Consider the following 14,515-nt stretch of genomic DNA (forward strand, 5'->3'; position numbering starts at 1 on the left):
TGCGTTGCCTTCCCCGTGGCGGTGAACTGCTCAGAACCCTAACCGAGGCGCCGGTGTCTCGAGCGGCCCGGCCGAGAGCCGGGTCAGGCCCAGAAGCCGCGACCTCCCGGCCAGTCGGCGAAGTGGTCGCGGTAGGAGGTTCCCGGCCCGCGTGAGCCGAGGTAGGAGCCGACCACCGCGACACCGAGGTCGTCGAGCTCGGGGCTGACCATCCGCCCGCCCGCCCGCCGAGCCATCGAGTCGATGAAGCGGGCCAGGCCGGGGTCCTCGCCGAGCCGGAAGAACGTCACCTGCGCCCCGAGCCGTGCCGACCCGTCGAGCTCGCGGACCGTGTGCGCGATCGTGACCGGGTCGGGCGGGTAGGCGAACCAGACCTGGCCGTCCGGCTCGAGGTGGGCGGTCGGCTCGCCGTCGGTGACGACGAGGAGCACCGGCTGGGCGTTCGGGTGCTGGCGGAAGAACCGGTTCGCCAGCAGCAGAGCGTGGTGCAGGTTCGTGCCCTTGGCCCAGCGCGCATCGAGCGCGGTGAGCTGCTCGATCTCCATCACCTCCGCGTGCCGGCCGAAGCCGATGAGCTGGAGCTGGTCGCCCCGGAAGCGCGAGCGGATGAGCTGGTGCAGCGCGAGGGCGGTGCGCTTCATCGGCACCCAGCGGCCGTCCATGGCCATGGAGAAGGAGGTGTCCACGAGGAGCGCGACCGCCGCCTGCGTCCGGGCCTCGGTCTCGACGACCTCGACGTCGTCGATCCGCAGGCGCACCGGCGACCCGCCGTCGCGCAGCACCGCGTTGGTGATCGTGCGCGGCACGTCCCACGGCTCGGTATCGCCGAACTCCCACCGCCGGGTGGCGCCCGACGGCTCACCCGCGAGGCCCGACGTCCGCGTCTCCCGGGCACCGGAGCGGCCGCTCATCCGGTCCGCGACGTCGCGCAGGAGCGACCTGCCCAGCTGTCGCATCGCCTTGGGCGAGAGCCGCAGCTCGCCGTCGGAGCCCCGCCTGAGGTAGCCGCTGTCGCGCAGCGCGCGCTCGAGCTCCTGGAGGGTCCGGGCGTCGACGGCGGCGTCGTCGCCGAGCTGTCGGGCGAGCGCGTCGAGGTCGACGTCGTCGAGGCGCGCACCGCCGTAGGACTGCGACAGCTGGTCGGCGAGCGCGTCGAGCTGGGCGAGGTCCTGGAGCGCGCCCGTGCCGTCGCCGAGCCCGAGCCCCTCGCCGCCCTCGAAGGTCTCCGACCCCGACCAGTCCTCGCCGGGGCGCAGCGCCTGGAGGTTGGCGTCCATCCGCGCGAGCTGCTCCATCAGCCCCGGCGACCCGAAGGCCTGCTGCGACAGCTCCATGAGCTCGGCGCGCTGCTCGGGCGTCATCGAGGCGAGCATCCGCTGGGCGGCCGCGGCGCGCTGGGCGAGGGCGTCCACCAGCTCGTCGACGTTCTGGGGGTTCTCGGGGAAGAAGTCGCCGTGCTTGTCCATGAACTCGGCGAAGGCGCGTTCGACGTCGGCGGTCGCCTCGGGCGAGCCGTCGGAGCGGGCGTGCTTCTCCAGCAGGTCGTTGAGGTCCGAGAGCATCTCCTGGACGGCCGCGCGGTCCTCCTCGGTGGCGCCCTCGAGCGCCTGCTTCATCCCGGCGAAGCGCTGGTCGAGGAGCTCGCGGCCGAGGAGGTCCTTGATCTGCTCGTAGGCCTCACGCGCCTCACGGCTCTGCCAGTCGTAGTCGGACAGCTCGCTCACCGCGGACGCGGTGGAGGTGGGGAGGTTCTCGAGCATGAGCTCGCGGAACGCGCGGTCGCCGTCGTCCATCGTGATGTCGCGGGCGAGCTGGCCGCGCTCGGCCGTCACCGCCGTGTCGAGGAGCTGGCGCACCTCGCGCATCGTGCCGTCGAGGTCGTGGCGCTCGAGGATCTCCCGGCGCCGCTCGGCCACCCGGCGCGCGAGGTCGTCGAGCCCCGTCGCGTCCCGGCCGCCGCGCCGCAGGAACTCACGCATCGCGCGCTCGGGGGACGACCCGGCCATGACGTCCTGCCCGATGGCGTCGAGCGCCTCGGCGAGGTCGACCGGGGGAGCGAGCGGGTCGCCGCCGTCGTACCTGCGGTACCGGCTCATCGTCGCGGCTCAGCCATAGACGGTCTCCCCGGCGCCCGTCTCCTTGCCGATCCGGCGGGCGAGGTAGAGACCCTCGAGGGCGAGCTCGATCGCGCCCGCCCGCGACCCGTCGTCGGTGGCACCCAGGCGGTCGGTGACCTGGTCGTAGAGGTCGGACTCGCCGAGCACGGGCAGACCGGCGAGGAAGTCGCGGGCGCTGACGCGGGCGCCGGTGCTGACGGTGGCGCCCTCCTCGATCGCGTCGACGAGGAGCCGGAGGTCGACCCCTCCCAGGTGCGCGCGCACCGTCTCGGCGATGGCCGTGCGCAGGAGGTGGTGGAGGATCTCGGTCTCGCGACCCTCCTCGCCGGTCTCGAACTCGATCTTGCCGCCGAGCACGGCCACGGCGGTCTCGAGGTCGACGACGCGGGCCACGGCCACGTCCTCGCCGCGGGTCGTCGCGCGGTGCAGCGCCGCGGCGGCGATCGTCTCCGCACCGGCGATGGCGAACCTGGCGCTCACCCCGGACCGCTGGTCCACGCTCGAGGACCCGCGCAGGGCCCGGGTGAAGCGGGCGAGGACCTCGAGGAGGTGGGCCGGCACGTGGGCGACGAGATGGGCCTCCTGCGCGATGACCGCGATCTCCTCCTCGATCTCGCGCGGGTAGTGGGTGCGGATCTCGGCGCCGAAGCGGTCCTTGAGCGGGGTGATGATCCGGCCGCGGTTGGTGTAGTCCTCGGGGTTGGCGCTCGCCACGACGAGGACGTCGAGCGGGAGGCGCAGCACGTAGCCGCGGATCTGGATGTCCCGCTCCTCCATGACGTTGAGCATCGCGACCTGGATCCGCTCCGCGAGGTCGGGCAGCTCGTTGATCGCGACGATGCCGCGGTGGCTGCGCGGGATGAGCCCGAAGTGGATCGTCTCGGGGTCGCCCAGGCTGCGGCCCTCGGCCACCTTCATCGGGTCGACGTCGCCGATGAGGTCGGCGACGCTCGTGTCCGGTGTCGCGAGCTTCTCGGCGTACCTCTCGCTGCGGTGACGCCACGTGACCGGCAGGTCGTCGCCGAGCTCCGCGGCGCGTCGGATCGAGGCGGGCGTGATCGGCTCGAACGGGTGCTCGCCCAGCTCGGAGCCCTCGATGACCGGCGTCCACTCGTCGAGCAGGCCGACCAGGGCCCGGAGCAGCCGGGTCTTGCCCTGCCCGCGTTCCCCGAGGAGGACGACGTCGTGGCCGGCGAGCAGCGCCCGCTCGACCTGGGGGATCACCGAGTCGCCGAACCCGTGCAGGCCGGGCCACGGGTCCTCGCCGGCCCGGAGCCTGGCGAGGAGGTTGTCACGGATCTCTTGGCGCAGCTTCTTCGGCTCGTGGCCCGCCGCGCGCAGCTGACCGACGGTGCGGGGCTCAGGTGCAGTCACCCCTCCACGCTAACCCCGGGCGCAACCCCGCCCGGGGCGCGGTCGTATGCCGGGTGCGCGCCCGGGCGACCGCGGCTCAGCCGTGCGACTGGGCGAGTCGCGCCTCGACGTCCTTGGCGCGGGCGGCCTCGGCGCCGAGCTCGACCTGGCGGCGGATCACCTCGGGCTCGGCCCGCATGAGGGCCAGCCCGCGCCGGACGAGCACCATCGGGCTCTTGCGCCGTTCGGTGAGGTCGCGCGCCAGTCGCCGCACGAACGTCACGAACGGCCGGTGGTGGATGCACCATGCGCTGTGCAGGACCCCCGCCGCACGCAGGGCGGCCACGACCTCGGCGGCGAAGATCCCCTCGGCGAGGACGAGCTGGTCGGGGCGGGCGGTGACCGTCGTCGTCGAGACGGCCCGGCTCCGGGAGATGTCGTAGACGGGGGTGAGCGTCGAGCCGGTCTCGACGAGCTCGCACAGGGAGGCGACGGCGGCGTCGAGGTTCCACGATCCCGGGTGGTCCCAATCGACGATCCCGAGCTCGGCGCTGCGGGGGTTCGCGGGGTCGTCCTGGTCGCGGTAGAAGTCGTCGAGCCGCACGATCGGCCAGCCGTGCGTCTCGTGGAGGCGTTCGGCCAGCCGGGACTTGCCGGCCCCGCTCGGTCCGGCGAGGACGACGACGCGGGCCCGTGGGTCGGCGCCGCTCACCGGCCCTTGGGGTGCCAGACCGTCTTGGTCTCGAGGAAGGCGGTGAGTCGGGACAGGTCGGGGGTCTGGCTCCAGTCGGGCTCGACGGCGCCGGCGCCCTCGCCCGCAGGCCGCAGGACACGCTTGAGGTTGTCGGCGCTGGCCTCCTCGAGCGCGGCCCAGTCGACCCCGTCGGCGTCGGCCGCGCCGGAGAGGTCGATGGCGTTGACGTCGCGGTGGCTCGCGAGCCACGGGGCGATCTCGGACGCCTTGCCGCTGATGATGTTGACGACCCCACCGGGGACGTCCGACGTGGCGAGGCACTCGGCGAGCGTGATCGCCGGCAGCGGACGGTCGGCGCTCGTCACGACGACGGCGGCGTTGCCGGACACGATGATCGGGGCCAGCACCGACACGAGACCGAGCAGGCTCGACCCCTGCGGCGCGAGGACGGCGACGACGCCGGTCGGCTCGGACGCGGAGATGTTGAAGTACGGACCCGCGACGGGGTTGAGCCCTCCGAGGATCTGGACGTACTTGTCGGACCACCCGGCGTACCAGACCCAGCGGTCGATCGCCTGCGAGACCACGGCTTCGGCGGCAGCAGGCGTCAATCCTTCGGCGTCGCGCACCTCCTGCACGAGCTGGGGGCGGCGCGACTCCATGACCTCGGCGACGCGGTAGAGGACCTGGCCGCGGTTGTAGGCCGTGGCGCCGGCCCAGCCGGGCTGCGCGGCGCGCGCCGCGGTCACCGCGTCCCGGGCGTCCTTGCGGGAACCCTGCGCCGCGTTGGCGAGGAAGCGCCCTGTGGCGGAACGCGATCGGCTGGACGGCGCGGCATACACCTCGTAGGAGCGGCCGCTCTCGCTGCGTGGGAACTTGCCCCCGATGTAGAGCTTGTAGGTCTTCTTGACATCAACCCGGCTCACGTCAGGCTCCCGTCTTCACGTAGGCCTCGAGACCGTGGCGACCGCCCTCGCGGCCGTACCCGGACTCCTTGTACCCGCCGAACGGGCTGGTCGGGTCGAACTGGTTGAACGTGTTGGCCCACACGACACCGGCCTTGAGCTGGTCGGCCATCCAGAGGATGCGCGAGCCCTTCTCGGTCCAGATGCCGGCGGACAGGCCGTAGGGGGTGTTGTTGGCCTTGGCGACGGCCTCCTGCGGCGTGCGGAAGGTGAGGACCGACAGGACCGGCCCGAAGATCTCCTCCTGCGCGATGCGGTGCGTCTGGCTGACCCCGGTGAAGATCGTCGGACGGAACCAGAACCCCTTGGTCGGCAGCGCGCACCCGCTGTCCCAGCGCACGGCGCCTTCGCCCTCGCCCACGTCGGTGAGCGCGACGATGCGGTCGAGCTGGGCGCGACTGTTGATGGCTCCGACGTCGGTGTTCTTGTCGAGGGGGTCGCCGACGCGCAGGGTGCCGAGGCGGCGCTTGAGCCGGCGGTCGAACTCGTCGGCGATCGACTCCTGCACGAGCAGGCGCGAGCCGGCGCAGCAGACGTGGCCCTGGTTGAAGAAGATGCCGTTGACGATGCCCTCGACGGCCTGGTCGATGGGCGCGTCGTCGAAGACGATGTTGGCGGCCTTGCCGCCGAGCTCGAGCGTGGCCTTCTTGCGCGTGCCGGCGATCGAGCGGGCGATCATCTTGCCGACGCCGGTCGAACCGGTGAACGCGATCTTGTCGATGCCGGGGTGGTCGACGATGGCCTGGCCGGTGGGGCCGGAGCCGGTGACGATGTTGACGACGCCCGGGGGCAGCTCGGCCTGCTGGCACACCTCGGCGAAGAGCAGCGCGGTGAGCGGTGTCGTCTCGGCCGGCTTGAGGACGACGGTGTTGCCGGTGGCCAGCGCCGGGGCGATCTTCCACGCGAGCATGAGCAGCGGGAAGTTCCACGGGATGATCTGGCCGACCACGCCGTGCGGCCGCGGGTTCGTTCCGAGAGAGGCGTACTCGAGCTTGTCGGCCCACCCCGCGTGGTAGAAGAAGTGCGCCGCCGCGATCGGCACGTCGACGTCGCGGCTCTCCTTGATCGGCTTGCCGTTGTCGAGGGTCTCGAGGACCGCGAACTCGCGCGCGCGCTCCTGGAGGATGCGGGCGATGCGGTAGAGGTACTTGCCGCGGTCGGCGCCGCTCATGCGTGACCAGACCCGGGTGTATGCCGTCCGCGCGGCTCTGACGGCCGCGTCGACGTCCGCGTCGGTCGCCTCGGAGACCTCGGCGAGGACCTCCTCCGTGGCGGGGCTGATCGACTTGAAGCTCGTGCCGCTGCCGTCGACGAACTCGCCGTTGATGAACAGGCCGTAGGAGCTCTGCAGGTCGACGACGGCCCGGGACTCGGGGGCCGGTGCGTACTCGAAGGTGGGCATCTCGCGTTGTCCTGTCGTCTCGCTCAGTAGGCCGTGGAGGGGGAGTCGTCGGCGATGTAGTTGGCGCCGGAGTAGGCGCCGGTCGTCATCCGCTGGCGCTGCAGGAGGAGGTCGTTGAGCAGGCTGCTCGCGCCGAACCGGAACCAGTGGTTGTCGAGCCAGTCCTCGCCCGCGATCTCGTGGACGGTGACGAGGAACTTGATCGCGTCCTTGCTCGTCTTGATGCCGCCGGCGGGCTTGACGCCGACCATCGTCCCGGTGAGGTCGCGCCAGTCGCGCACGGCCTCGAGCATGATCAGCGTGACCGGGAGGGTCGCCGCCGGCTGGATCTTGCCGGTGCTCGTCTTGATGAAGTCGCCACCGGCGAGCATCGACAGCCAGCTGGCGCGGCGCACGTTGTCGTAGGTGACGAGCTCGCCGGTCTCCATGATCACCTTGAGGCGCGCGTCACCACACACCTTCTTGACCTCGGCGATCTGGTTGAAGACAGTGAGGTAGTCGCCGGACAGGAAGGCGCCACGGTCGATGACCATGTCGATCTCGTCGGCTCCGGCACGGACGGCGTCCTTGGTGTCGGCGAGCTTGACCGGCATGCTCGCCCGGCCGCTCGGGAAGGCCGTGGCGACCGCCGCGACCTTGACGCCGCTGTCGCCGAGGACCTCCTTGGCCGTCGTCACCATGTCGCCGTAGACGCAGACCGCCGCCGGGCGGGGGGTGCTGAGATCGCTCGGGTCGGGGAGGAGCGCCTTGGCGGCGAGCCCTCGTACGCGACCCCTGGTGTCGGCACCCTCGAGCGTCGTGAGGTCGATCATCGAGATGGCGAGGTCGATGGCCCACGCCTTGCTCGTCGTCTTGATCGACCGGGTGCCCAGGCTGGCCGCCCGGGCCTCGCAGCCGACCTGGTCGACGCCGGGGAGGCCGTGGAGCCAGCCGGTGAGGGCCTGGTTGGTCAGCCGGGAGACGCCGACGAGGTCTCGGGCGCGGGCCGTGGCATCGAGCGCAGGGTCGACGTCCGCTTTGAGGGTGCTCACCCACGGAGTCTATCCGTGCCCGGGTCGCATGCCGTGAGCCCGACTGCTCCATCGGCCAGGTGGTGCCCCGGGGTGCGGCCCGGGCTCACGCGGCCCAGGAGTGACCTTCGTGGGCGTGCTCCAGCCAGTCGCAGAACCGTTGCTCGAAGTCGTCCACCCCGTCCTCCGGTTCGAGCGGGATCCACCCCTCGCCGAGGATCGGGGGCGCGGTGGAGTCATGGACGCGGCCGGTCGGCGTCGTGATCCGGATGCCGTGCGGTCCCGTGCCGTCGAGCCCTGTCGACTGCGCGCCGACGTGCCAACCGGCGAGCTCCGTGACGAGGTTGTGACGTTGGCACTGACCGTTGCCGTTGCCGTTGCCGTTGCCGTTGCCGGCTGTCGTGTCCCCGTCCGCGTGGATCGCGGTCACGTGGTCGGTCTGGACGGCGGGCGCGTCGCACCACGGCACCCGGCAGGTGGGGTCACGCAGCTGGAGGAACCGGCGGAGGCCGCCGTGGAACCGGCGCCGCGTGGAGTCGAGGGCCACGAGGTCGCGGCCGGTGGGGTCGGTGAAGAGTCGCCGCAACCACGGGAAACCGGTGTCGTCAGCGCCATCGTGGTGGTCGAGCACGTCGGCGACATGGGCGCGGGCGTCGGCTCCGGGAACCGGTCCCCAGCCCGGGATGACAGCGACGTCGTCCACCGGCGCCGCGCCACCGAACGCTGCAGGCAGAAGGACCCGGTCGCTCATGACGAGGTTGACCTCAACCGGCTGCGGCTGGCCGTGAGCGCGACCGCTGAGCAGCTCGAGCGCGCGGTCGGCCAACCACGCGCCCTTGCCCCGGGTGTCGGCGCGGGCCGAGCCAAGGGAGCGCGTCGTTGTCCGTGCGTCGCCGGCTGGGCCTGGCGGGAGCACGATGCGCGCTCAGCGCGCGAGTGCGGATGGGACAGCGGCGCACGGACAACTACGCGCGACGCACAGCCATCCCGTCGGCGGCGGGGCGGATGCTCACGCGGCGGCTCGCGACGGCCCGGCGGTGGCGCTCGGCCAGGGACTCCGCGTCCAACGCGGCACCGGCGCGTCGGGCCGCCGCGGCCAGCGCCTTGTCACCGAGGACCCGAGCACGGGTGCCAGTCGCCGGTCCACCTCGGCGCGGTGCTCGACGCTGAGGCAGGCGGTCTCGCGAACCATGATGGTGGCGCGCCGCTCGCTGATCTCGCCACGCTCGAGGGCCTGCAGGGTGTGCGGCATCTCGCCCACCAGCGCCTTCGCCACACCGACGTGCTGGTGGGCGAGAGTGGGTGAGCAGCGGCGGGCGAGCGCGAGGTCGGCGCGCACCGAGCGGGAGTCCTCGCCGAGCTGCTCCCGGTCGGCCACGGCTGCCGCGGTGAGCCTGGTCTGCGCGGCCGCAGCGGCACCCTTGAGCGACTCCAGTGCCGACACGGTCGCGACCCGCTCCGCCTCGGAGAGACCCTCCGCGCTGACATCAGCCAACGAGGACACGACGGTGAGGACCTCGCCCTCAGGTCCCGGCGTCTGCGGTGACGTCTCTTCCATGCCTCAAATCGTACACCCGTTCGATGACACTGACAAGGTGCTGATCCCATCAAATCGACTGTGTCACAAACGTTTTCGGTGCTCAACGTCGGAAGCGCCACAAGCTGCGCCCCCGGGGCGGGCTTGCCGGCGGCTCGGGCTCCGGGGCCGGTGCCGGGAGTCGTTCAGCCCGCAGGTCGCGCCACTGCTGGACCATGGCGTCGACGTCGACGGTCGGGGCCCAGACCGGCGACTGCTTCCCGAGCACCGGACGGCGGCGGTCCTCGACGACCCGCACGTTGTAGTCGCGCAGCACCTCCCGCACGCCCTCCTCGGTCCGCAGGTCGAGCAGCGACTCGGGGAACCCGGCGAACTCGCGGCGCAGGATGAGCACCGGCGGCATCGCGTCGGCGAGGTCCAGCCCCTCGCGGGCCATCATCTTCTTGACCCACCAGTCGGGGTCCGGGTCATCCAGCCCCTGCAGTGGCCGACCGGCGCCCGGCAGGTTGTCGAAGTCGCCCCGCTCCTGCGCCTCCCGGATCTGCTTCTCGACCCACGACTCCTGGAACGACATCAGCGACCGAACAGCCCCTCGACATCGGGGAGCGCCTCGAACCGCGAGAACGTGCCCTCGTCGGCGATCTCCTGCGCGGCCGGGAGCCACCCACCCCACGCCGTGCGCGCGAGGGTGCCGCCGACGCTGATCCGCCGCACGCCCAGCCCGGCCGCCTCCGAGACGGTCGTGAACGGGCTGTTGACGAGCAGGTTCACCGGCAGTGGGGCCACCGCCTCGACGATCGCCACCACGTCCTCGAGCCGGGTGAGCCGTGGCGCGTAGAGGCAGTCCGCGCCAGCCTCGGCGAAGGCGCGCAGTCGGCGGATCGTCTCGTCGAGGTCGGGGCGCCCGACGACGAACCCCTCCGACCGCCCGGTGAGCAGCACACCGGTCCCGGACTCGTCGATCGCCCGCCGTGCGGCCGCGACCCGCGCGACCGCGAGGTCGAAGGCGAGCAACGGCTCGTCCGGGTCACCCGACGAGTCCTCGATCGAGAGACCGGCCACGCCGGTGTCGGTGGCCCTCCGGACGTTCTCGGCGACCCCGGCGGGCTCCTCGGCGTACCCGTCCTGGAAGTCGGCGTTGACCGGCACCGACACGGCTCCCGCGACGGCGCGCAGGTGCTCGAGGGCGTCCTCCACCCCGACCTCGGCGTCCGGCAGGCCCAGCGACCAGGCCAGCCCGGCGCTCGTCGTCGCCAGTGCGGGGAAGCCCATCCGCTCGAGGATGCGCGCACTGCCGACGTCCCACGGGTTCGGCATGACGAAGCACCCTGCGGCGTGCAGCCGGTGGAACTCCGATACGCGGTCGTCGCGGACGCCCATGTCGCACCTCGCCTCAGTCCCGGAAGACGTCCACTGTATTCCTCAGGGGGCGGTGGCCGCCTCGAAGTCGGACCGGATGGCGGTGAGCCGCCCCGCGGCCCGCGACCTGGCCCCGGCGAGGTCGCCGTCGGTGACGGCCTCGACCACCTCGAGGTAGACCTTGAGCTTGGGCTCGGTCCCGGACGGGCGCACGATGACCCTCGAGTCGTCGTCGAGGAACCAGCGCAGGCCCTCGGTCGGCGGGAGCCCACCGTCACCGGCTGCGAGGTCGTCGAGACGGGCGACGCCCACTCCCGCCACGGTGGTGGGCGGCTGCGCCCGCAGCCTCGCCATGATCGTGTCGATGAGCGAGAGGTCCTCGACGCGCACCGAGAAGGCGTCGGTCGCGTGCACGCCGTGGGTCACCGCCAGCTCGTCGAGCCGGTCGGGGATCGACCGACCGGCCGACTTGAGCGTCGCGGCGATCTCGGCGACGACGAGCGCCGCGGACACACCGTCCTTGTCGCGCACGTTCGCCGGGTCGACGCAGTACCCGAGCGCCTCCTCGTAGCCGTAGCGCAGTCCGGGCACCCGGGAGATCCACTTGAAGCCGGTGAGCGTCTCCTCGTGGGCGATCCCGGCGGCCCGGCACACGGTGGCGAGCATCCGCGACGACACGATCGAGTTGGCGAAGACGGCGTCCGACGGCACTCCGCGCTCCAGCAGGTGCGCGCCGAGGAGCACGCCCACCTCGTCGCCACGCAGCATCCGCCAGCCACCGGGGCCGGGCACGGCGACGGCGCAGCGGTCGGCGTCGGGGTCGTTGGCGATGACGACGTCGGGACCGGTCTGCTCGGCGAGGTCGAGCGCCGCGTCCATGGCCCCGGGCTCCTCGGGGTTGGGGAAGGACACGGTGGGGAAGGCGGGGTCGGGCTGGGCCTGGCTCGGGACCGGCAGCGGGACGGCATACCCCGCCGCTTCGAAGGCTCGGGCGACGGTCTCGGACCCCACGCCGTGGAGCGCGGTGTGGACGACGACGAGGTCTCGGGGGGTGTCCGGCGACACGACCCCGACGACGTCGCGGAGGTAGCGCTCGAGCACGGACTCGTCGAGCGTCTCCCACCCGTCGTCGGGGAGCGGCACGTCGGCGACTCGCTCGACGCGGGCGATCCGGGCGGCGATCTCGACGTCCGAGGGCGAGACGATCTGGGAGCCGTCGCCGAGGTAGACCTTGTAGCCGTTGTCCTCGGGCGGGTTGTGGCTGGCCGTCACCATGACACCGGCGTCGGCCCCGAGCAGGCGGACCGCGTAGGCGAGGACGGGGGTCGGCAGCGGCCGTGGCAGCACGGCGGCGACCCCACCGGCGCCGACGACGACCGCGGCGGTGTCGCGGGCGAAGACGTCGGAGTTGATGCGCGCGTCGAACCCGATGACGACCATCGGGGACGGCTGGGACGTCTTGAGGTATGCCGTGAGGCCGGCTGCCGCACGGATGACCACCGCGCGGTTCATCCGGTTCGGGCCGCCACCGAGGGCCCCACGCAGGCCGGCGGTGCCGAACTGGAGCATCCCCGACATCCGGTCGGCGAGGTCGGCGGTCGCCGCCGCGTCACCGGAGGACGCCGCGTCGACCACGGCCTCGAGCTCGGCCCGGGTCTGCGGGTCCGGGTCGTCAGCGGCCCAGGCGCGGGCGGCCTCGAAGAGCTCCGCGTGGGGGGTCTCGGAGCCGGGGGTGCCCACGGACCCGTGCCGGCCGGCATACGTCATTGCGTACCTCTCAGATCTTGGCGACGACGGCGGCGAGGAGTCGGCCACAGCGGTCGGCGGCGTCCCGGCCGGCCTCGAGGACCTCGGCGTGGTCGAGCGGGGTCTTGGAGATGCCGGCCGCCGGGTTCGTCACGAGCGAGATGCCGAGGACCTCCATGCCGCTCTGCCGCGCGGCGATCGCCTCGAGGGAGGTCGACATGCCGACGAGGTCGCCGCCCATGACGCGGGCCATGCGCACCTCGGCGGGGGTCTCGTAGTGCGGTCCGCGGAACTGGACGTAGACGCCCTCCCCGAGGTCGCCGTCCACCTCACGGGCGAGGTCGCGCAGCCGCGGGGTGTAGACGTCCGTGAGGTCGACGAAGTTCGCGCCCTCGATGGGGGAGTGGGCGGTGAGGTTGATGTGGTCGCTGATGAGGACGGGCGTCCCGGCAGCCCACTCCTCGCGCACCCCGCCGCAGCCGTTGGTGAGGACGATCGTGCGGCAGCCGAGGGCGGCCGCGGTGCGCACCCCGTGGACGACCGCACGGACGCCGCGACCCTCGTAGAAGTGGGTTCGGGTGCCGTAGACCAGCGCGCGGCGACCGGTGTCGCCGATGGCGACGGAGCGCATCGTGCCGGAGTGGCCCGAGACGGCGGCCCTGCCGAAGCCCGGCACGTCGGTGTTGTCGATCTCGGCCAGGGTCTCGCCGATGAGGTCGCCGGCCTGGCCCCAGCCGGAGCCCAGGACGAGGGCGACGTCGTGGGTCGCGACGCCCGTCCGCTCGCGGATCACCCCGGCCGCGGCCTCGGCCACCGCGAAGGGGTCGGTCGCGGGGTCGGCGAGGTCGAGCGAGTGCGGGGCGGCGGCGTTGTCGGTCACGCGAGCAGGGTATCGGCCGCGTGGTTGGATGGGCCGCGTGAACGGGAGAACGAGTCGAGTGGTCATCCTGGGGGGCGGACCCGGTGGCTACGAGGCCGCCCTCGTCGCCGCCCACCTCGGGGGCGGGGTGACGATCGTCGACCGCGACGGGCTCGGCGGGGCGGCGGTGCTCACCGACTGCGTCCCCTCCAAGACGCTCATCTCCACGGCCGACTACATGTCCGAGTTCGAGACCGCCGCCCACCTCGGCGTGCACCTCGAGGACGGTGAGGGCGACGCCGTGAGCGACGCCGTCGCCGAGCTCGCCGAGGTCAACGCCCGGGTCAAGGACCTCGCCGCCGCGCAGAGCCACGACATCGGCGAGCGGGTGCTCGAGGTCGGCGTCCGCGTCCTCAGGGGCACCGGCCGGCTGCTGTCCCCCACTCGGGTCGAGGCCACGCTCACCGACGGCGGCACGGAGACGATCGACGCCGACGTCGTCCTCGTCGCGACCGGTGCCACCCCCCGGATCATGGCCTCCGCGCAGCCCGACGGCGAGCGCATCCTCACCTGGCAGCAGATCTACGACCTGGACGCCCTGCCGGAGCGGCTCGTGGTCGTCGGCTCGGGCGTCACCGGGGCCGAGCTCGCCCAGGCCTACCTCGGGCTCGGGTCCGACGTCGTCCTCGTGTCCTCGCGCGACCGGGTCCTGCCCGGCGAGGACCCGGACGCCGCCACCGTCATCGAGGACGTGTTCACGCGCCGCGGCATGGAGGTGCTCGGGCGCTCGCGGATGGCGTCCGTCGAGCGCCGCGGCGACGGTGTCGTCGTGCGTCTCGAGGACGGCCGCGAGGTCGAGGGGTCGCACGCGCTGCTGGCCGTGGGCTCCGTCCCACAGACCGCGGACATGGGGCTCGAGGAGATCGGTGTCGACCTCACGCCGTCCGGGCACATCGCCGTGGACCGCGTCTCGCGCACCTCGGTGCGAGGGGTGTATGCCGCGGGCGACTGCACCGGCGTCCTCCCGCTCGCGTCCGTGGCCGCGATGCAGGGACGCATCGCCATGTCGCACGCCCTCGGCGACGCCGTCGCCCCGCTCAACCTCGGCGTGGTCTCGGCCAACATCTTCACCGACCCCGAGATCGCCACCGTCGGCATCTCGCAGACGGCGATCGACGACGGCACGGCCGACGCCGACGTCGTCATGATGCCCCTGTCCCGCAACCCCCGGGCCAAGATGGCCGGCATCACCGACGGCTTCGTCAAGCTGTTCGCGCAGAAGGGTTCCGGTGCGGTCATCGGCGGTGTCGTCGTCGCGCCGCGCGCCTCCGAGCTGATCTTCCCGGTGACGCTGGCCGTGCACCACCGGCTCAACGTCGACCAGGTGGCGAGCACGTTCACGGTCTACCCCTCGCTCTCCGGGACCATCGCGGAGGCCGCACGCCGGCTGCACGCCACCGGCAGCTGAGCGCC

General features: G+C 72.7%; 13 protein-coding genes. 1 reads left to right on the forward strand and 12 read right to left on the reverse strand.

Annotation, left to right across the window (positions count from 1 at the left end):
- Positions 1-83: 83 nt before the first annotated feature.
- The 12 genes from AC3EU2_RS12435 to AC3EU2_RS12490 form a co-directional block, all read right to left on the reverse strand.
- Complete coding sequence (locus tag AC3EU2_RS12435; RefSeq protein WP_488176610.1) at positions 84-2,096, reverse strand: vWA domain-containing protein; 2,013 nt, start codon at positions 2,094-2,096, stop codon at positions 84-86.
- Between the two features lie 9 nt (positions 2,097-2,105).
- Entirely contained in the window at positions 2,106-3,491 is a 1,386-nt protein-coding gene (locus tag AC3EU2_RS12440) for a magnesium chelatase ATPase subunit I (RefSeq protein WP_488176611.1), read from the reverse strand.
- Between the two features lie 76 nt (positions 3,492-3,567).
- Complete coding sequence (locus AC3EU2_RS12445; RefSeq protein ID WP_488176612.1) at positions 3,568-4,182, reverse strand: uridine kinase family protein; 615 nt, start codon at positions 4,180-4,182, stop codon at positions 3,568-3,570.
- Positions 4,179-5,090, reverse strand: a complete 912-nt coding sequence (locus tag AC3EU2_RS12450; RefSeq protein WP_488176613.1) for an aldehyde dehydrogenase family protein — start codon at positions 5,088-5,090, stop codon at positions 4,179-4,181. The genes AC3EU2_RS12445 and AC3EU2_RS12450 overlap by 4 nt, the downstream gene beginning before the upstream one ends.
- 1 nt (position 5,091) lies before the next feature.
- Positions 5,092-6,531 carry an aldehyde dehydrogenase family protein gene (locus tag AC3EU2_RS12455; RefSeq protein WP_488176614.1) on the reverse strand — a complete coding sequence of 480 codons (1,440 nt, stop codon included), beginning with the start codon at positions 6,529-6,531 and terminating at the stop codon, positions 5,092-5,094.
- Between the two features lie 23 nt (positions 6,532-6,554).
- Complete coding sequence (gene deoC, locus AC3EU2_RS12460; RefSeq protein ID WP_488176615.1) at positions 6,555-7,562, reverse strand: deoxyribose-phosphate aldolase; 1,008 nt, start codon at positions 7,560-7,562, stop codon at positions 6,555-6,557.
- Between the two features lie 85 nt (positions 7,563-7,647).
- Entirely contained in the window at positions 7,648-8,367 is a 720-nt protein-coding gene (locus tag AC3EU2_RS12465) for a hypothetical protein (protein WP_488176616.1), read from the reverse strand.
- 183 nt (positions 8,368-8,550) lie between these two features.
- Positions 8,551-9,099 (reverse strand): hypothetical protein, encoded by a 549-nt coding sequence (locus tag AC3EU2_RS12470; RefSeq protein WP_488176617.1) that lies wholly within the window; start codon positions 9,097-9,099, stop codon positions 8,551-8,553.
- Positions 9,100-9,181: 82 nt separating this feature from the next.
- Entirely contained in the window at positions 9,182-9,652 is a 471-nt protein-coding gene (locus AC3EU2_RS12475) for a DnaJ family domain-containing protein (protein WP_488176618.1), read from the reverse strand.
- Positions 9,652-10,458: an isocitrate lyase/PEP mutase family protein gene (locus AC3EU2_RS12480; protein ID WP_488176619.1), complete on the reverse strand. Its 807-nt coding sequence runs from the start codon at positions 10,456-10,458 to the stop codon at positions 9,652-9,654. Before AC3EU2_RS12480 ends, AC3EU2_RS12475 begins: the two co-directional genes overlap by 1 nt.
- A 42-nt stretch (positions 10,459-10,500) precedes the next feature.
- Positions 10,501-12,204, reverse strand: coding sequence for a phospho-sugar mutase (locus AC3EU2_RS12485; RefSeq protein ID WP_488176620.1), 1,704 nt, complete (start codon positions 12,202-12,204; stop codon positions 10,501-10,503).
- A 10-nt stretch (positions 12,205-12,214) separates the two neighbouring features.
- Positions 12,215-13,063 carry a purine-nucleoside phosphorylase gene (locus tag AC3EU2_RS12490; protein ID WP_488176621.1) on the reverse strand — a complete coding sequence of 283 codons (849 nt, stop codon included), beginning with the start codon at positions 13,061-13,063 and terminating at the stop codon, positions 12,215-12,217.
- Between the two features lie 28 nt (positions 13,064-13,091).
- Here AC3EU2_RS12490 and AC3EU2_RS12495 point away from each other — a divergent pair, with 28 nt between their 5' ends.
- A complete protein-coding gene (locus AC3EU2_RS12495; RefSeq protein WP_488176622.1) occupies positions 13,092-14,510 on the forward strand; it encodes an NAD(P)H-quinone dehydrogenase in 1,419 nt (472 codons plus the stop codon).
- Positions 14,511-14,515: the final 5 nt, after the last annotated feature.

It is taken from the genome of Knoellia sp. B-D-2, from assembly GCF_057714695.1.